18 protein-coding genes and 1 pseudogene are annotated in these 18,031 nt (G+C 60.7%); 16 read left to right on the forward strand and 3 right to left on the reverse strand.

What is annotated here, in order from left to right; all coding sequences use genetic code 11:
• Nucleotides 1–39: 39 nt before the first annotated feature.
• Nucleotides 40–1,119: an SRPBCC family protein gene (locus tag L6762_RS06865; protein WP_237186183.1), complete on the reverse strand. Its 1,080-nt coding sequence runs from the start codon at nt 1,117–1,119 to the stop codon at nt 40–42.
• Between the two features lie 104 nt (nt 1,120–1,223).
• Between L6762_RS06865 and L6762_RS06870 the strand changes: the two genes are divergently transcribed.
• Complete coding sequence (locus tag L6762_RS06870) at nt 1,224–2,219, forward strand: acyl-CoA thioesterase (RefSeq protein ID WP_237186184.1); 996 nt, start codon at nt 1,224–1,226, stop codon at nt 2,217–2,219.
• Nucleotides 2,220–2,280: 61 nt separating this feature from the next.
• On the opposite strand, the gene L6762_RS06875 is transcribed toward L6762_RS06870, so the two are convergent.
• Nucleotides 2,281–2,892 (reverse strand): DUF4190 domain-containing protein, encoded by a 612-nt coding sequence (locus L6762_RS06875; protein ID WP_336603588.1) that lies wholly within the window; start codon nt 2,890–2,892, stop codon nt 2,281–2,283.
• A 280-nt stretch (nt 2,893–3,172) separates the two neighbouring features.
• Between L6762_RS06875 and L6762_RS06880 the strand changes: the two genes are divergently transcribed.
• The 12 genes from L6762_RS06880 to nrdF all read left to right on the forward strand — a co-directional run bounded on the left by L6762_RS06880 (nt 3,173) and on the right by nrdF (nt 15,562).
• Nucleotides 3,173–4,384, forward strand: coding sequence for a class I SAM-dependent methyltransferase (locus L6762_RS06880; RefSeq protein WP_237186186.1), 1,212 nt, complete (start codon nt 3,173–3,175; stop codon nt 4,382–4,384).
• Nucleotides 4,381–4,836 carry a 23S rRNA (pseudouridine(1915)-N(3))-methyltransferase RlmH gene (locus L6762_RS06885; protein WP_237186187.1) on the forward strand — a complete coding sequence of 152 codons (456 nt, stop codon included), beginning with the start codon at nt 4,381–4,383 and terminating at the stop codon, nt 4,834–4,836. Before L6762_RS06880 ends, L6762_RS06885 begins: the two co-directional genes overlap by 4 nt.
• A gap of 10 nt (nt 4,837–4,846) precedes the next feature.
• Complete coding sequence (locus L6762_RS06890; protein WP_423817088.1) at nt 4,847–6,283, forward strand: glycoside hydrolase family 1 protein; 1,437 nt, start codon at nt 4,847–4,849, stop codon at nt 6,281–6,283.
• Between the two features lie 39 nt (nt 6,284–6,322).
• Nucleotides 6,323–7,318 carry a winged helix DNA-binding domain-containing protein gene (locus L6762_RS06895; RefSeq protein ID WP_237186189.1) on the forward strand — a complete coding sequence of 332 codons (996 nt, stop codon included), beginning with the start codon at nt 6,323–6,325 and terminating at the stop codon, nt 7,316–7,318.
• A gap of 157 nt (nt 7,319–7,475) precedes the next feature.
• Nucleotides 7,476–8,567, forward strand: a complete 1,092-nt coding sequence (locus L6762_RS06900) for a 2,3-butanediol dehydrogenase (protein ID WP_237186190.1) — start codon at nt 7,476–7,478, stop codon at nt 8,565–8,567.
• A gap of 165 nt (nt 8,568–8,732) precedes the next feature.
• Nucleotides 8,733–9,173, forward strand: a complete 441-nt coding sequence (locus L6762_RS06905) for a hypothetical protein (protein WP_237186191.1) — start codon at nt 8,733–8,735, stop codon at nt 9,171–9,173.
• A 138-nt stretch (nt 9,174–9,311) separates the two neighbouring features.
• Nucleotides 9,312–10,394, forward strand: a complete 1,083-nt coding sequence (locus tag L6762_RS06910; RefSeq protein ID WP_237186192.1) for an App1 family protein — start codon at nt 9,312–9,314, stop codon at nt 10,392–10,394.
• Nucleotides 10,395–10,889: 495 nt separating this feature from the next.
• Nucleotides 10,890–11,123: a glutaredoxin-like protein NrdH gene (gene nrdH / locus L6762_RS06915; protein ID WP_135013938.1), complete on the forward strand. Its 234-nt coding sequence runs from the start codon at nt 10,890–10,892 to the stop codon at nt 11,121–11,123.
• Between the two features lie 117 nt (nt 11,124–11,240).
• Nucleotides 11,241–11,687: a class Ib ribonucleoside-diphosphate reductase assembly flavoprotein NrdI gene (nrdI, locus tag L6762_RS06920; RefSeq protein WP_237186193.1), complete on the forward strand. Its 447-nt coding sequence runs from the start codon at nt 11,241–11,243 to the stop codon at nt 11,685–11,687.
• Nucleotides 11,651–13,831, forward strand: a complete 2,181-nt coding sequence (nrdE, locus tag L6762_RS06925) for a class 1b ribonucleoside-diphosphate reductase subunit alpha (protein ID WP_377129164.1) — start codon at nt 11,651–11,653, stop codon at nt 13,829–13,831. The genes nrdI and nrdE overlap by 37 nt, the downstream gene beginning before the upstream one ends.
• A 272-nt stretch (nt 13,832–14,103) precedes the next feature.
• Nucleotides 14,104–14,478, forward strand: a complete 375-nt coding sequence (locus tag L6762_RS06930) for a MarR family winged helix-turn-helix transcriptional regulator (protein ID WP_237186195.1) — start codon at nt 14,104–14,106, stop codon at nt 14,476–14,478.
• A 109-nt stretch (nt 14,479–14,587) separates the two neighbouring features.
• The gene (gene nrdF / locus L6762_RS06935; RefSeq protein WP_237186196.1) at nt 14,588–15,562 is read left to right on the forward strand and encodes a class 1b ribonucleoside-diphosphate reductase subunit beta; all 975 of its coding nucleotides are present in this window, start codon (nt 14,588–14,590) and stop codon (nt 15,560–15,562) included.
• A gap of 93 nt (nt 15,563–15,655) precedes the next feature.
• Here the strand turns inward: nrdF and L6762_RS06940 are convergent, their stop codons facing one another.
• A complete protein-coding gene (locus L6762_RS06940) occupies nt 15,656–16,135 on the reverse strand; it encodes a hypothetical protein (protein ID WP_237186197.1) in 480 nt (159 codons plus the stop codon).
• 195 nt (nt 16,136–16,330) lie between these two features.
• Between L6762_RS06940 and L6762_RS06945 the strand changes: the two genes are divergently transcribed.
• The 3 genes and pseudogenes from L6762_RS06945 to L6762_RS06955 all read left to right on the forward strand — a co-directional run.
• Nucleotides 16,331–17,161 (forward strand): GNAT family N-acetyltransferase, encoded by an 831-nt coding sequence (locus L6762_RS06945; protein WP_237186198.1) that lies wholly within the window; start codon nt 16,331–16,333, stop codon nt 17,159–17,161.
• Nucleotides 17,161–17,850 (forward strand): lipoate--protein ligase family protein, encoded by a 690-nt coding sequence (locus L6762_RS06950; protein WP_237186199.1) that lies wholly within the window; start codon nt 17,161–17,163, stop codon nt 17,848–17,850. The genes L6762_RS06945 and L6762_RS06950 overlap by 1 nt, the downstream gene beginning before the upstream one ends.
• Nucleotides 17,850–18,031, forward strand: a pseudogene (locus L6762_RS06955) (SOS response-associated peptidase); the annotation flags it as partial. The gene L6762_RS06950 and the pseudogene L6762_RS06955, both read left to right, overlap by 1 nt.

Raw genomic sequence — 18,031 nt, forward strand, 5'->3', positions numbered from 1 at the left:
CTGTGGTAGCACCAGCCTAACGACAAGAAACTTTCAATATCAAGTATTGTGACGCTGGGTGACAGCGCTGCGGATCTGACCTGCCAGGGTTTCAGCCTGAATGGTGGCGACCCAGCGGGTCACAGGGCGCAGGGTTGCACCGAGCGGACGGCGGAGCCACCGAATGTTCCGCGGCAGGTTAGCTTCCGGCGCTCGCAACCACCCACTGGTGACCTGAACGAGAGTTCCCGACTCCTGGGGGTTCAAAGTGACCTCAATGAGCTGGGTGTTGAACTTCGGCTGGTGGGGAAAGTCCAGCTCATAGGCAACCCGGTGGGTGCTTTGACTCTGGGACAGCTTGGTCTGCCGGATGCTGCGGGTTAGGGAATCCTGGTGAACCCGCCCAAACTTCTTCACCTGGTCAAGGTCTGTGGTGTAGCCCAGCCAGACCCCGTCTGTGGGGTTAGGTTCAACGAGGTCAATTGCTGGAACCCAGCGTGCGAGCTCTTGCGGTTCCTTGATGAGGTCCCAGACTTTTTCTATCTCAACAGGGATAAACACCGTGCGGGTTGAGCTGAGGCGGCGGGGGTCGGCCTCGTCTGCTGGTGCCTGGGGTGCGTCTGAAAGGGTAGAAGTGCCAAGTTTTTTCAGGCTCTGGCGGATCGTTTCGGTGGTCAGTCCGCAGGTGGTTACCACTTCTTGGATGACGCCGGTGGGTTCATCTAGGAGTGCTAGGGAAAGTGCCTGCGGGGTGGGGTTTTGGTGCAAGAACTTCTGAGCTCGTTCGGTGAAGGTGAAGTCGGCTAGGCCGGGGAGGGAGTGACGGGCTGGTGCCTGGTGGATACCCAGTGAAGCAAGCAGGGAATGCTCCAGCGATGAGAGGGCTGCTTCGACCCTGTGGTGGGTGAGCCCCTGCTTGCGCAGGGTGGCTCCGACGGCACCCGGGTCAAGTGTTAGGGCAATCAAGAGGTCCTGAGTGTCAATGAGGGTTGAGCCTCTGGTGGCTGCTGATGTTCGGGCTGCGGTGATCAGGGCAAGATAATCAGCCCAGCGTGCATGGTTGACACCTTTCTCAGGGCTGAGACGCAGCTCGGTGCGACGCAGCGCATGTCGTACGATATAACAATCACGTAGCGGCATCTCCCGGTGGCAAGGACGCCACCACCGCCCCACCTGCCCCAGGGCAGGGGAGCTGGTAGGGGCGTCCGCACCGTTTACCGCACAGCACCAGAAAGAAACCCACCATGGCCAAGCTTGCCCCGCAGCCCTCCATCACCCTACGTTTTCTCGCAGCACCCACCGACGTTATCATCGCAGGCTCAGCCGGCGTGCACGGCGGACGCGTGCTCGAATGGATCGACAAAGCCGCCTACGCCTGCGCCGCCGGCTGGTCGGGCACCTACTGCGTCACCGCCTATGTGGGACATATTCACTTCACCCGCCCCATCCCCTCGGGGCACATGGTCGAGGTGCGCTCCCGCATTGTCTACACCGGCCGCTCCACCATGCACATCGTCAACGAAGTGCTCTCCGCTGACCCCAGGGACGGCAACTTCACCCGTGCCTGCGACTGCCTGGTCATCTTCGTTGCTATGGGCGAAGATCGCAAACCTACCCCTGTTACTCCTTATGTGCCCGTGACCGACGAGGAGAAGCGGGTGCAGCAGGCGGCGCTCTCTCGCGTGGAACTCCGTAAGGCCATTGAAGCCGAAATGACTTCTCAGACCTACACGAGCGCGTCCACCGCCCCCGAAGTGACCCACCGCTTCCTGGCTAAGCCCACCGACGTGAACTGGGGCGGGAATGTGCACGGCGGCACCGCCATGGAATGGATTGACGAAGCAGCCACCAGCGTCACCATGGCTTGGAGCGGCGAGCGCACCGTCGCTGTTTACGCCGGTGGAATTCGCTTCTACCAGCCGGTGCATATCGGGGACCTGGTGGAAGTGACCGCCCGCCTGGTACGCACCGATGCGCGTTCCATGGGTGTGATGGTGCACCTGCGCGCCGGCAACCCGAGGGAACGCCACGACCAGCTACCCCTGGCGATTCACGCGGCCATGACCTACATGGCAACCGATCTTGATGGCCAGCCCCTACCGGCCCGCCCCTTTACGCCCACTACCGATGAAGATAGGGCCCTTCACGCCCACGTGGCCCGCCTGCGAGCCCTGCGCGCTGAATATGAGCCCATGCCTCTGGTGGCACCCCAGCAGGCAACCGTTAGGATGACCGACTAAAACACAAAGGGGCCCCGCACCGGGAAGGTGCGGGGCCCCTTGTCGTTGGGGGCGGCGGGGTTTATTCGAGGCCGCAGTTGACGGCGTCCATGCCCAGATCCCAAACAACCTCGTTCAGGGCAGACTCAAAGCCTGCTGCATCAGAAGCATTGACAGCGTCGATAGCGGTGGTCAGTGAAGCCCGCATCTCTTCGGTAGGAGCATTGTCGCGAAGCTTGGTCAGCGAAGCCAGGTAACCGTCTAAGGTGGTGGCATCCTGCTGGATATCATCAGAGGCAACCAGGAATTCATCGAGAGCAACACAGTAGGGGGAGGCGGGGTCAAGGGCAGCGGTGGTTGCCGCATCGGAGGCCAGGGCGGACGCCTCGTCGGCAGCTGCCGAGGCCTCTTCACTTACCTCTTCGGTAGCCAGGGCGCTAGCGGAGGACGAGCTTACAGCGGTAGCTGATGACTCGTAGGCAGCTGCGGACTTGGCAACCTCGTTGAGCCCAGCAAGCATGAGAATAGCGAAGATGATGCCGCTGATCAGGCTGATGAAGCCCACGACGATACCGGCAATGGCCAGGCCGCGGCCCTTCTCGCCGGTTCGCTTAATCTGATTGAGGGCAACAAAGCCAAGCACGATACCGACGATGTTCACCAGGAAACCAAAAACGAGGCTAAGAATCGCCAGGGTGTTGGTCTTCTCGGTCTGGGGTGCCTGCTGCTGGTAGGGGTTGGTGTTGTAGTTGGGGGGCGGGGTAGGAGGAAGGCGTCTGTTCGCTCATGTCAATCTACTCGTTTCAGGTGTGTGGTGTGGGCAGGGCCTGGGCGCCCTACTCCCAGTATTTTATCAGCGGACTGATAGAGAGGCCGGGAACGCAGCCCCCTAGCGCCACTCGTCGGCCCGGCATCTCACTCGGTGGACGCACCGCCCCACCTAGACCCCTTACCGCCCGTGAGATACTAGAGGGGTGCCCACATCTAGTACCCACCATCTCACCCAGCTCGTGCCCCTCGATTCACTGAGCGCAGGCGCGGCAACCGCCCTTGACCGGCTTATCCTCGCAGACGCCGCCTCCGCATCCGGCCCTGACGGCGCTACTGCCGGGGATGTGCTCGTCCTCGATGACCCCACCGGCGCCCTAACCTTCTGGGCCCTAGTGCACACCGCTCCCGGCAACCACCGGGTGATTAGCCGCCAACGCTCCTACGCAGACGCCCTGACCCTGCACCGCGTCCTTAGAGAAAAAGCTCCGGACGCTGCCGCCCGCCTGACCCTGGCCGGGCTAGATGCCCAGGGGCAGGTAACACCAGACACCTATAGCCTCTACCGGGCCCTAGCCCACCACGACTTTAAGGGCAGTCTGGTGTTGGGCCACCTACCGAAGAGCCACGCCGCGCTCGCTGACCTCGCCCATGATTTAGCACGATATCAGGCTGAGCGGGGGAGTGAGACTACCCTGATTCTGGGTGGCAATACCAAGCACATGAGTACCAGCTTCAATCAGACTCTGGCCCACAGTTTCGGGCAGGTGCGAGGCCTGCGAGGTAAGGGCAAGCACCGCTGCCTGCTTGCTACAGCGCCGGCCCCGGCACCTGAGGCACCTCGGCCCGCCGGGCCCCTACAGGCTGTTGGTGGCGTGTTCTCAGGTGGTAAGCCCGACCGGGGCGGCCAATTGCTGGCCACCAACGTCCTCACTGACCTAGCGAAGCAGGCCCCTGCCCGCCAGCTGACCCTGGTTGATCTGGGGTGCGGTAACGGGTCGGTGACCCTCGAGGTTCTAGAGCACCTGCCTGCCGGGGTGGAGGTTGCCCGGGTCTGGGTCACCGACCTCGATGTGGACGCCGCCCGGTCGGCAGCCCTTAACTTGGGGCAGGACGCCCGGGTTCAGGTGAGCTGGGATGACGCCGGTTCCCGCCTGCCCCAGGGCTCAGCCGACATCGTGATGCTTAATCCGCCCTTCCACACCGGAACCGCGGTTGACCTGAGCTTGGTGGGCCCCCTGCTCGATGCGTCCTTGCGTCTGCTAGCCCCCGGTGGGCAGCTCTATCTGGTGCATAACTCGCACGCCCGCTACCGGCAGCAGGTTGAAGAGCGCTTTGAACGGGTACGGCAGTTAGAACGCACCCCCACCTTTACCGTTCTTACAGCCCGCGTACCCCTGACTGAGGAGAACCAATGACCATCAAAATTATTGCTATCGGTAAGAAACACGAAAAGTGGGTCAAGGACGGCATCGACCGCTACGAAACCCGCCTCCGCAAGCCCTGGGATATTACCTGGCAATACCTGCCCCACTCGTCCCTGGCAGAAGAAGCTGCCCGGGCTGAGGAATCTCGTCGAATTCTTGAAAAGGTCGATCGTGATGACTACCTGGTGCTGCTCGATGAGCGCGGTAAGATGTTGAACTCTCCTGCCCTGGCTCGCCTGCTGGAAGCCCAGCTGGGCTTTAAGAAGGTGGTGCTGGTGATTGGTGGGGCCTACGGGGTTGACGATTCGGTGCGGGCTCGCGCTAATACCGTGTGGAGCCTCTCGGACCTGGTCTTCCCCCACCAGCTGGTGCGCCTTATCATCACGGAGCAAATATATCGAGCCGGTGAAATTGCCGCCGGCCGCCCCTACCATCACGTGTAGGGTGGAAAAGATGCAGACAGAGTTTGAAAGGACGCCGCCGGTGAGTTTTCCTGAAGGATTTTTGTGGGGTGGCGCAACTGCCGCCAACCAGATTGAGGGTGCCTATGCTGAGGGTGGTAAGGGGCTGAGCGTACAGGATGTGCTGCCGCGGGGGCTGGCGTCCGCCCCCACAGCCCAGCCGACCCCCGATAACCTCAAGCTTGAGGGCATCGACTTCTACCACCGCTACGCAGACGATATCGCCCTCTTTGCTGAACTTGGCTTTAAGGTCTTCCGCCTTTCCTTTGCCTGGTCACGGATTTTCCCGCGCGGGGACGAGACTGAACCCAACCCTGAGGGTCTGGCCTTCTATGACCGGGTTATCGACGAGCTGCTGCGCCACGGGATTGAGCCGCTGGTGACCTTGAGCCACTACGAGACCCCTCTGCATCTGGCCCGGGAATACGGTGGGTGGGCTAACCGGCAGCTGATTGATTTCTTTGAGCGGTACGCCCGCTCTGTGATGACCCATTTCGCGGGCAGGGTGCGCTACTGGATTACCTTCAACGAGATTAACTCTGTGCTGCACTTTCCCTTCTTTTCGGGGTTTGAAGGAACACCTGATGAGATTGGGCCGCAGCGCCTCTATCAGGCGGTGCATCACGAACTGGTTGCCTCGGCCCGTGCCACCCGCCTGGCTCACGAGATTGACGGGCAGAACCGGGTGGGCTGCATGATTCTGGCTGTTCCCCGCTACCCGCTGACCCCCGACCCGGCAGATGTGCTAGCTGCCCAGGTGGCCTCGCACGATGACTATGTTTTTGGTGATGTACACTGCCGCGGCACCTACCCCGGCTACTTTCTCCGTAAGCTCCGGGAACTGGGGGTGCAGCTTGAGATTACCGAGCAGGACCGCCAGGATTTGCTGAATACCGTCGATTTTGTTTCCTTCTCCTACTACATGTCGGTGTGCGAAACTGCGGGGGCAGCTGAAACCGGTGAGGGCAACATCATCGGGGGAGTGCCCAACCCTACCCTAGAAGCTTCTGAGTGGGGCTGGCAGATTGACCCGGTGGGCCTGCGCCTGGTGCTTAACGACTTTTGGGACCGCTGGGGCAAGCCCCTCTTTATCGTCGAAAACGGCCTGGGCGCCAAGGACCAGCTGGTGGAAGGTGGGCCGGACGGGCTCACGGTTGAGGATGACTACCGGATCAGCTACCTGCGCGATCACCTGCTCCAGGCTGAAGAAGCAATCGCCGACGGGGTCGACCTGCTGGGCTACACCGTGTGGGGGTGCATTGACCTGGTAGCAATGTCGACCGCCCAGATGTCTAAGCGCTACGGGGTGATTTATGTGGACCGGAATGACGACGGCTCAGGCACCCTGGCACGCTACCGCAAGAAGTCCTTTGACTGGTACCGGCAGGTTATTGAATCTAACGGCCGCTCCCTACATAACCAGCTCTAACCTGAACACCCGTTTCCCAAGCGCGGGTACACTAAACCCATGCACCCCAACCACCTCCTCGCCCGACGACTCATCGCCCAAGCCCTCGCACCAGCGTCCGCCCGCCCCACCACACCCACCACCATCACCGACGCCGCCCACTACATGATCGCCACCCAAGGCCAAAACTACGCAGGCGGCCTCACCGCCCTCGCCATCCGCGCAGGGCACCCCGAAAAACCCCTCACCACCAACACCAGCCACCTAGATACCGCGCTCGCCGACTATGAACTGGTGCGCACCTGGTCCCAGCGCGGCACCCTGCACTACCTCCACCGCAGCGACCACTGGGTGACCACGCTCTTAGGGCCTCGTTCGGTTACCGGTAAGCCGGAGCGCCTAGCTGAGCAGTTCGGTCTGAGCGTTGAGGGCTACGAGGCAGCCCGGGTGCTGGCTGAAAGTGCTATTAGTGAGCCGGTGAGCCGCGATCAGCTGCGGGCCCTCTTCGCGGAGGCGGGCTACCCCCGCGAGCTGCTGGGGCACCACCTGCGCCGGGCAGGCTCCGGCGGCCGCATTATTCAGACCCGCCGCACCGGTCAGCACGATACCTTCGTTGCCGCAGAAGCTGCCATCCCCCGGCAGGTGGCGGACGCCGCCGCCCGCACCCCTGCTGAGAAAACCCGGGAACTGACAGCCCGCTACTTCTCCACCCGTGGCCCTGCCACCATCGAAGACTTTTGCTGGTGGTCCACCCTGCCCAAGACGGTAGCGACTCACACGGCTGATGCCCTGGTGGCTACTGGTGAGCTGACCAGCTTCACCCTGGATGGTACTACCTACTACGTGGGCAGCTGGCAGAGGGATGTTTCGCCCCAAGAGCTCGACCACGCCCTGGGTCTCACCTACCACCTACCGGCCTTCGATGAATACTTCATCGCCTACAAAAACCGCACCCATCTCTTCGCCCCGGGAGTAGACCCCCACACCGTTATGACCAAGAATGGCATCGGTTGGCCTTTTACCGTTGAGGGCGGCCTGATTACGGGCAGGGCCTAGGGGCGGTTATGCCTGCAACCTGCCGAAATATGGCGTAACCGGTGCCACAAGCAGGTGCTGCGGGGATAGGATGAAAGAGGTCATAGACGACCAAACCTCGCTACCAGCTCAGCCCGGTAGCGGGGGAGACCTCTTATCGAAACAGGTGATGACTCCCATGAAGGCAGCCCGCTTTTACGACAACAAAGACATCCGCATCGAAGATATCGACGAACCCACCGCAGGTGCTGGCGAAGTCCTCATCAAGGTAGCCTGGTGTGGCATCTGCGGCACCGATCTTCACGAATACCTCGACGGCCCCATCTTCTGCCCCACCCACAGTACCCCGCACCCCATCTCCGGCGAAACCGCCCCCGTCACCATGGGCCACGAATTCTCCGGTGTCGTAGAAGCCCTGGGCGAAGGCGTCACCGACCTAGAGGTAGGCGACCACGTCGTCGTTGAACCCTACATCGTACGCGACGACGTAGAAACCGGCCCCGGCAACAAGGACTACCACCTCTCCAAAGATATGAACTTCATCGGCCTCGCCGGGCGCGGTGGCGGCCTTGCCGAAAAGATCGCCGTCAAGCGCCGCTGGGTCCACAAAATCTCCAAAGACATCCCCCTCGACGAAGCAGCCCTCATCGAACCTCTCACCGTGGGCTACCACGCCGTTGAACGAGCCGGGGGAGTCAAGGACGGCGACGTCGCCCTCATCGGCGGCGCAGGACCCATCGGCCTGCTCACCGCAGCCGTCCTCAAAGCCCAGGGCGCAACCGTCATCATGAGCGAACTCTCCAGCCTCCGCCGCCAAAAGGCCCTCGATGCAGGAGTAGCCGACTACGCTCTCTCACCCGCCGAGGTAGATGTCGTTGAAGAAGTCAAAAAACTCACCGACGGCCGCGGCGCCGACGTCGCCTTCGAATGCACCTCGGTCAACGTTGTCCTCGACACCCTCTTCGACGCCATCAAACCCCAGGGCGTCATTGTCGTGGTCTCCATCTGGGGCAAGCCCGCCCAGCTCGACATGCAAAAACTCGTCCTCAAGGAAGTTGACCTCCGTGGCACCATCGCCTACGTCAACAACCACCCCGACACCATCAAGCTCGTCGAATCAGGCAAAATCAACCTCAAGCCCTTCATCACCGGCAAAATCGCCCTCGAAAACCTCATCGACGAAGGCTTCGACACCCTCATCAACCGCAACGAAACCGCCGTCAAAATCCTGGTCACCACCGACCCCGAGCGCCTAGACAACGCTCAGTAGTCCACAACCACCAGGACGCCACACCCCGGGCGGGCACCCTCACACCAGAGAGTGCCCGCCCCCACTACGTCCCCCAACCTCTCATTAAGACTTTTAGCCACAAACTGTCGCCCACCGGCGCGTAGCATTACCCTAAGAGTCTGTGAAGACGCTATATTTTTATGTATGGCAAAGAAAAAAGTTACCGTAGTATCCGCGCTTGCGGCGACCGCCCTGCTCGCAGGCTGCGCGCAAACCATCGTACCCGGCATGGGCATCGAAGCAACTGACGGCTGGGGCGGCCGCGACGATATCACCATCGAGGTAACTGCCGAACACAACGGCGCAGAGGTCCCCGCAACCATCACCGTCTACCAAGACCAGATGAACTTCGACGGCAACCAGGATGAATTCGAAGGTGAAGCCTTCTACAAGCTCACCTACGACAACCTCGCAGACCTCTCAGACTCACAAATCCGCGTCTCCGTCACCGCCGAAGACCCCGAAGCCGAGGTCTTCTGCGCCATCAAGGGCACCGGCTACTCCCTCGAAGAAGGCGACCACGTCAACCACGCCAACGAAGCAGACGGCACCGGCAGCGCCACCTGCGTCCTCAACATCGACTAACAACACCACCACACACCACACACAGGTGGGCACCAAAGACGGTGCCCACCTCTTCCTTTAACACCACACCCACCCCACAACACACCAAAGCCCCACCCATAACATGCACCAACCACCCAAATATGAAAAACTAGGGCTATGACCACAGGGGCACACGAAATCCGAACCATCGTCGCAGAAGCAGCCGACGAAGCCGTCAACATCGGCTACCGCATAGGCGACAGCATCCACTCCTACCGTGAACGCCAAGCACAAAAACACGGCCTAGAACCCGTCATCGTACCCAGCGTCGGCTACGGCACCAAAAACTGGGTGCGCATCCTCGGCCGCGCCCTCTACAAAACCGACCTCTTCGAAGAATTCTTCGACTCCGTCGAAAAAGGCGACCCCACCATCGAACCAGTCCGCGGCTGGCGCTCCTTCACCTCAGTCGCCATCTCCCACGCCCCCATCGACATCCACATCAACAACCAACACCACCGCGTCCACGCCGACCGCGGGGGAGTCGTAGACGTCAAACTCAACATCACCCTAGAACCCGGCACCCACCAAGTCACCATCACCACCCCCGGCAGCCAACCCGCCATCACCAGCGTCTACATCGTCCCCGAAGACCAAACCATCGGAATCATCTGCGACGTCGACGACACCGTCATGAACACAGCCCTACCCCGCCCCTTCGTCGCAGCCTGGAACAGCTTCGTCCTCAACGAACACGCCCGCTCCGCCACCCCCGGCATGGCCGTCATGATGGACCGCCTCCACCGCGCCCACCCCACCGCCCCCTTCATGTACCTCTCCACCGGCGCCTGGAACGTCACCCCCACCCTCCGCCGCTTCCTCCACCGCAACGGCTACCCCAAAGGCACCTTCCTCCTCACCGACTGGGGCCCCACCCCCGACCGCTGGTTCCGCTCCGGCTCCCAACACAAAGTCAACACCCTCAAACGCCTCGCCACCGAATTCCCCAACATCCGCTGGATCCTCATCGGCGACGACGGCCAACGAGACCCCGAAATCTACAACGGCTTCGCCGTCCGCTACCCCCACAACGTCGAAGCCATCCTCATCCGCAACCTCACCTTCGGCGAATCCGTCCTCTCATCAGGCCGCGTCTGGGGCGACAACCGCGCTCGCGATATCACCAAGGGCGACCTCTGGCTAGAAGGCAATGACGGCACCGCCCTCTACGAGCAGCTCAAAGACCGCGGGCTCGTCTAAACAACCGCGCTTAAACACCTTAAGGGGCACCCTTGTCAAGCCTGACGGGGTGCCCCTTTGCGCGACACGCCCCCGGCAAAAAACCTTAAAAAACAGGCCCGCGCAGCCCCCAAGACTCAAGGCTCAATTTAGGGTTGAAAGCCCCCGCCCTGATATCACGCGGGACGTCCGGTCTTAAGCCCCAGGGGGCTCAGCGGCCCCTGAACTTAAGGTCACACACCGACCTTCAACCCCGCCCCAAGAAGCCCTTAATGTGGATAACTCCCTTAAAGCCCGCAAACGCGCGGAAGGGCTGTGGATAGCGCACCGATTTAAAAAATTTCGTAACAGACCACACTATGTAGGGTTAGGTGCGCTCCCCAAACACTAGATGTAGTATTAAATCTCGGTTCGGGCGACTAGAGAGAAAAGGCCGCCAGATCCCACACCAGCTCTTTCGAGAGCCCCTATGCCAGAAACCTCCCGCAACGCGCGGGACACCAAGGAGATACCCCAATGACCGTTACGGTGTACACCAAGCCTGCCTGCGTCCAGTGCAACATGACCTACCGCGCTCTCGACAAGCTCGGCGTCCAGTACAACACCGTTGACATCACCGAGGACCCCGCAGCCCTCGAACTCATCAAGGGCATGGGCTACCTTCAGGCCCCCGTCGTAATCGCCGGTGAGGACCACTGGTCAGGCTTCCAGCCCGACAAGATCAACGCCCTGGCCAGCGCCGCAGCCTAACCGCTGACCACCCGCCCGGGGAGCACCCGCCGCCCACAGGCGTCCGCACCCGGGCTTTTTCTTACCCGCGCCACGCGCGCCCACACCCACCACGACCAGATCCAGGCACCCGCCCCCATGGACACCACAGATACCACCGGACAGCCCACCATCGTCTACTTTTCATCGGTCTCAGAGAACACCCACAAGTTCGTTCAGAAGACCGGAATAAAAAACATACGACTACCGCTGAAGACCAGTGAAGACCCACCACAGGTCACCGGGCCCTATGTGCTGTGCGTCCCCAGCTACGGGAGACCCGGGGGAGCGGGCTCCATACCGCCCCAGGCCGTGAAGTTCCTCAACAACCCCCACAACCGGCAACTCCTACAAGGAGTCATCGGCGCGGGAAACACCAACTTCGGTGAACTGTTCTGCGTAGCAGCAGACAAAGTCGCCGCCAAATGCCACGTGCCCGTGCTCTACAAATTTGAGCTCATGGGCACCGAAGAAGATGTAGAAACTGTTCAAGAAGGATTGGAAAAATTTTGGATTCAAAACTCCCTGTACCCGGCCTCAGCGTAGAACCCGGTCACGAGGATCCGAGCACCCCCGAGAAATACCGTGGCATGGGGTACCACGAACTGAACGCCCTTCTGAACCTCTACGATGAGAACGGCCAGATTCAGTTCGAAGCAGACCGTCAGGCAGCCCGCCAGTACTTCCTGCAGCACGTCAACAACAACACCGTCTTCTTCCACGACCTGGAAGAAAAGATTGACTACCTGGTCAAGCACCAGTACTACGAGCCCGAGGTGTTCGAGAAGTACTCCTTTGACTTCGTCAAGTCCCTCTCCAAGCTGGCCTACTCCAAGAAGTTCCGCTTTCCCACCTTCCTGGGTGCCTTCAAGTTCTACACCTCCTACGCGCTGAAGACCTTCGACGGCCAGCGCTACCTGGAACGCTTCGAGGACCGCGTGGTTATGGTCGCCCTGCTGTTGGCAGAAGGCGACGAGGCTCTGGCAACCAAGATTGTTGAAGAGGTCATCTCCGGCCGCTTCCAGCCCGCCACCCCCACCTTCCTCAACGCCGGTAAGAAGCAGCGCGGCGAACTGGTCTCCTGCTTCCTGCTGCGTATAGAAGACAACATGGAGTCCATCGGCCGCTCCATCAACTCAGCCCTGCAGCTGTCCAAGCGCGGCGGCGGCGTGGCCTTCGCCCTGACCAACCTGCGCGAAGCCGGCGCCCCCATCAAGAAGATCGAGAACCAGTCCTCAGGCGTCATTCCCGTCATGAAGCTGCTGGAAGACTCCTTCTCCTACGCCAACCAGCTCGGTGCCCGCCAGGGGGCAGGCGCGGTTTACCTGCACGCCCACCACCCCGACATCTACTCCTTCCTCGACACCAAGCGCGAGAATGCCGACGAGAAGATTCGCATTAAGACTCTCTCCCTGGGCGTTGTGATTCCCGATATCACCTTCGAACTGGCCAAGAAGAACGAGGACATGTACCTCTTCTCGCCCTACGACGTTGAGCGTATCTACGGTGTGCCCTTCTCAGACATCAACGTCACCGAGAAGTACTACGAGATGGTCGACGATGCCCGCATCAAGAAGACCAAGATCAACGCCCGCGAGTTCTTCCAGACCCTGGCTGAGATTCAGTTCGAGTCGGGCTACCCCTACGTCATGTTTGAAGACACCGTTAACAAGGCTAACCCCATTGACGGCAAGATCATCATGTCTAACCTCTGCTCCGAGATTCTGCAGGTTTCTGAGCCTTCGGTCTACAACGCTGACCTTGGCTACGAGACCATCGGTAAGGACATCTCCTGCAACCTAGGCTCCCTGAACATCGCCCTGGCGATGGACGGCGGCGACCTGGGCCAGACCGTCGGCACCGCTATTCGCGCCCTGACCGCTGTGTCTGATCAGTCCGATATCACCTCTGTTCCCTCCATCGAGCGCGGTAACTCCATGAGCCACGCTGTTGGCCTGGGCCAGATGAACCTGCACGGCTACCTGGCCCGCGAGCACGTCTACTACGGTTCTGAAGAAGCCCTGGACTTCACCAACATCTACTTCTACACCGTCACCTACCACGCGATTCGTGCCTCCATGGAGATTGCCCGCGAACGCAAGGAGACCTTCGTAGGCTTTGAGAAGTCCAAGTACGCTTCGGGGGAGTACTTCGAGAAGTACATCAACGGCACCTGGGACTTTGAGACCGAGCGCGCCCGCGAGCTCTTTGCCGGCCACTTTGTGCCCACCGCTGAGGACTGGAAGCAGCTGGCCGCTGAGGTTGCCGAGCACGGTATGTACAACCAGAACCTGCAGGCTGTTCCGCCGACCGGTTCTATCTCCTATATCAACGGCTCTACTTCGTCGATCCACCCCATCGCCTCGAAGATTGAGATCCGTAAGGAAGGCAAGCTGGGTCGTGTCTACTACCCGGCTCCCTACATGGACAACGAGAACCTGGACTACTACCAGGACTCCTACGAGATCGGCTACGAGAAGATTATCGACACCTACGCCGTTGCTACCCAGCACGTCGACCAGGGCCTGTCGCTGACCCTCTTCTTCAAGGACACCGCCACCACCCGCGACGTCAACAAGGCCCAGATTTACGCCTGGCGTAAGGGCATCAAGACCATCTACTACTCACGTATTCGTCAGATGGCTCTTGAGGGTACCGAGGTTGAGGGCTGCGTTAGCTGCATGCTCTAAGGCCTGAGATGGGGTAGGGCGTTGCGCTGATAGAGCGCGGACGCCCGCCCCGGCCGAGCGGGGCCCGTCATCTTGCGTGGGTGGCGGGCTTTCTTTATCGCGGTATATAATCTATATAACTGATAAGTTAAACTGATTATTTTAGGCTGGCGCCCTTGGAAAATTTTTCATATGAGCAGGCGGGTACCTTACGTTACTCGGTGTTTAGAATGCATCGACGGCTGAGGAACGAGACCGACTCACACTCACCCCTCTCGTTTGCAGAAGAAACCGTGCTCGCCCAGCTCCAAGCTGCCCCGCGGCAAACCGGCGCTGAACTGGCCCGCTTTCAGCGCATGACCCCGCAGTCCATGAACAAAATCGTGGCCTCGCTCCTGCGCCGCGGCTATATCGCCTCGGGTAAAAACCTGCACGACAAACGCCGCAAGGAGCTCTACCTGACAGACCAGGGGAGTGCCACCATTGACTCCATCATCAGCCGCCGCGACCGCTGGATTGTAGAACGAGCCGACGAAATACTCACCGCGGACGAAGCCGCGCAGCTCGCTGCGGCCCTGCCGCTGCTGCGCCGCCTCGTCGACAGAGAAACCAAAGCCGAACGCCTAGCCGCCCTACAAGAAGAAGCGGGCGACGGCGTCCGCCCCTGAGATATTAAGCAAACCGAGCCGCTGGTGCGAAAACCGCCCAACGGTGAAAGAATAGAACCAAGCCTATTTCAGGCACTCCAACACCCCGACATGAGGAGAACCCATCACCATGAGTGAGAAGGTCGAACTGGTCAACCACGTTGAAGCCATCAACTGGAACCGCATCGAAGACGAAAAAGACCTTGAGGTCTGGGACCGTCTGACCGCTAACTTCTGGCTACCCGAAAAGGTGCCGCTCTCAAACGATGTGCAGTCCTGGAAGACCCTGACCGAAGAAGAAAAGCAGCTGACCATGCGCGTCTTCACCGGCCTGACCCTGCTCGACACCATCCAGGGCACCGTCGGCGCTGTCTCCCTGCTCCCCGACGCTGTGACCGCCCATGAAGAGGCCGTGTACACCAACATCGCCTTCATGGAGTCGGTACACGCTAAGTCCTACTCATCGATCTTCTCAACCCTCTGCTCCACCAAGGAAATTGACGAGGTCTTCCGCTGGTCCACCGAAAACGAGCACCTGCAGAAGAAGGCCCGCATCGTCATGGACTACTACCAGGGCGATGACCCCCTCAAGAAGAAGGTCGCCTCAACCCTGCTCGAGAGCTTCCTCTTCTACTCAGGTTTCTACCTGCCCATGTACTGGTCATCCCGCGCCAAGCTCACCAACACCGCAGACCTGATCCGCCTGATCATTCGCGATGAGGCTGTACACGGCTACTACATCGGCTACAAGTACCAGCGCGGCCTCGAAAAGGAGACCGCAGAGCGCCAGGCAGAGCTCAAGGACTACACCTTCGACCTGCTCTACGAACTGTACGAGAACGAAGTGGCCTACACCCACTCCCTCTACGACGGCGTGGGCCTGAGCGAGGACGTCAAGAAGTTCCTGCACTACAACGCCAACAAAGCACTCATGAACCTGGGCTACGAGGCAATGTTCCCCGCCTCTGTCACCAATGTTTCACCCGCGATTCTCTCGGCCCTCTCACCCAACGCCGACGAGAACCACGACTTCTTCTCAGGCTCCGGCTCCTCCTACGTGATTGGCAAGGCTGTCAATACGGAAGATGAGGACTGGGACTTCTAAATGCCCTAGTCAGAGCTATAAAATGGCCCCTTGTTGAACCCCTTTCTGCGGGAACGGCGAGGGGCCGTTTTCATAAAAGGAGTAGCAGGGGGTTTAGCCCCACCACCTTCTCCACACCGTTTTCTCGGGGTAGGCGCGGCGGACGTCCGCCAGGGCCTTCATGCGGGCGCGGCTGGGGCCGTCCCACAGAATCCACTTCACAAATTCAAGGTCGAACTTCTCGGGGCAGCCCTCGGTCATATCAGGCCGGTTGGTCCCGCGGTAGGTGAGCCAGCGGCGTCCTACCCTCCACAGGCGCACCAGGCGCGGTGCTAACAGCACATAGATGCGGTCAGCCTCAGCCAGCCGCCGTTCAAAATGCACATCGGAATAGCCGCCCTCAATCACCCAGGCTTCATTCTCATCCAGAAACTCGCCCACAAGAGAGCGTTCGTCCGCTAGGTCCCGCTCGACCCACCCCGGCAACCAGTGAACGGTATCAAGGTGCAGCAGCGGCACCCCGTACCCGGCAGCCAACCGTCGCGCCCAGGTGGACTTACCGGCGCCGCTCAAACCCAGAACAAGAATCTTCATACCTCCAGCATAAACACCGGCACCCCGCATTTATTCTGAAAAAGCCGCAACTAGTTGCGGGGAAAGCAGAATAAATGCGGGGCACAGCCCGCCCGCACCATCAGCCTGCCCCGAAATGTAAAGCGGCCGCCGGCGTCCGCGCCCTTCCCAAAGCGAGTACCCTAGATACTGACCCCATCGAGCAGAAAGTGAGCTATGCCCGCGCCTATCACCAGCTATCAGCAGGCTGAGAAGATTCTGGCAGCCCAGCTGTCCATTGACCTGTGCCTTCCGGAGCAGGCCATTGATATCGCTCAGCAGCACGGCTCAACCCATCTTTCAGCCCGTCGAATTCCTCTCGATGAGATGCACCCGGCCCGCCGCCGCTACCGCGACCACTGGGAACTACGTCTGATTAACTATCGGGGGCTCACGGTCATCTGTGCCCAGCACCCGCGCGTGCGCGAGGCCGCCGATAACCTGCTGGCCGGCGATAACGGCAACTGGGTGGGGGACTACTCTGAGCTGCGCAAACTCAACGACTACCTGACCCCCTACGCCCTGCAGATGAGCGGTACCTCCCTCTTTTTCACCCCCGGCAGGGATTTCTTTAACCCTGGTGCGGACGCCCGCTCCAGCTTGTTGCCCGAGGGCTATACGGTGCGGTGGTTAGAACCAACCGAACTGGAGCCGTATCGCGGCAACCCTGATTTTGAGAATGCACTAGGGTTCAAGGAGCTCCGCCCTGATGTGCAGGTGCTGGGTGCCTACGCCGAGGGGCAGCTGGTGGCTCTCGCAGGAGCCAGCGAAGACTCCGATTGGTGCCGCCAGATCGGCATTGACGTGCTGGCCGGCCACAGGGGCAGGGGGCTGGCCTCCTACCTGGTGAGGGAGCTGTCGCAGGCAATTCTCGCAGAAGGGTTTGTTCCCTTCTACGGCACCAGCCCCTCGCACATCATCAGTCAGCAGGTTGCGCTGAATGCAGGCCTGCGCCCGGCCTGGTGGGAGTTCGTTTCTACCAGCTTGAACGAAATTTCGGTGGATTAATGCTGCACCTTGATCGCGTTGACCCCGCCACCAGCGGCACTATGGCTCAGATGGTTGATTCAGCTATGGCGACCGTCCGTGCCGTCGGCAGGGGAGAGACCCCCAGTACCCTGCGTCTCTATCGGCCCAAGCCAACGGTGGCTTTTGGGCGCAGGGACGAGCTCAACCCCCGCTTCGCTCAGGCCCGCGCGGCTGCGGTGGGTCGCGGGTTTGAGCCCCTGGTGCGTACCGTGGGCGGACACGCCGCCGCCTATCACTCGGGCTGCCTGGTGGTGGATCATTTTCAGAAGGCATCGGACGCTGTCAGCGGCAACCACGAGCGCTACGGCATCTTCGGAGCCATGTTTGCAGAGGCCCTTACCAGTCTGGGCATTCCTGCCGGCGTAGGGGAGCTACCCGGCGAGTACTGCCCCGGTGAATATTCGGTCTGGGGCCAACTGCCCGGCGGCCAGCGAGTCAAGCTCATTGGCACGGCCCAGCGGGTCGTTGCCGGAGCCTGGTGGTTCTCATCGGGCATCGTAGTAACAGGGGCAGATAGCCTGCGCGAGGTAACAACAGACGTTTACCAGGCCCTCGGCCTACCCCTGGACCCCGCAACAGTGGGCGCAGCAGCCGACATCGAACCCCTCATCACCGTCGACGACCTTGAAGACGCCGTCATCGAAGCCTACGAAAGCGAGGGGTTCTAGTGTGCGGACGCTACGCCCTTGAACTAGCCCATGAACACCCCCAGTATATGGCTGGGGTCGAACTCACCGACCCCATTACCAACTACAACGTGGCACCCACCAGCACAGTCCCTATCCTGGTTGACCGGCTAGTGGCACCCATCGAGCAGGTTACCGGGGCGGACGCACCCGCCCGCGCGGG

It is taken from the genome of Rothia nasimurium, from assembly GCF_928381705.1.
In the GTDB taxonomy this organism is placed as follows: Bacteria; Actinomycetota; Actinomycetes; order Actinomycetales; family Micrococcaceae; genus Rothia; species Rothia nasimurium_G.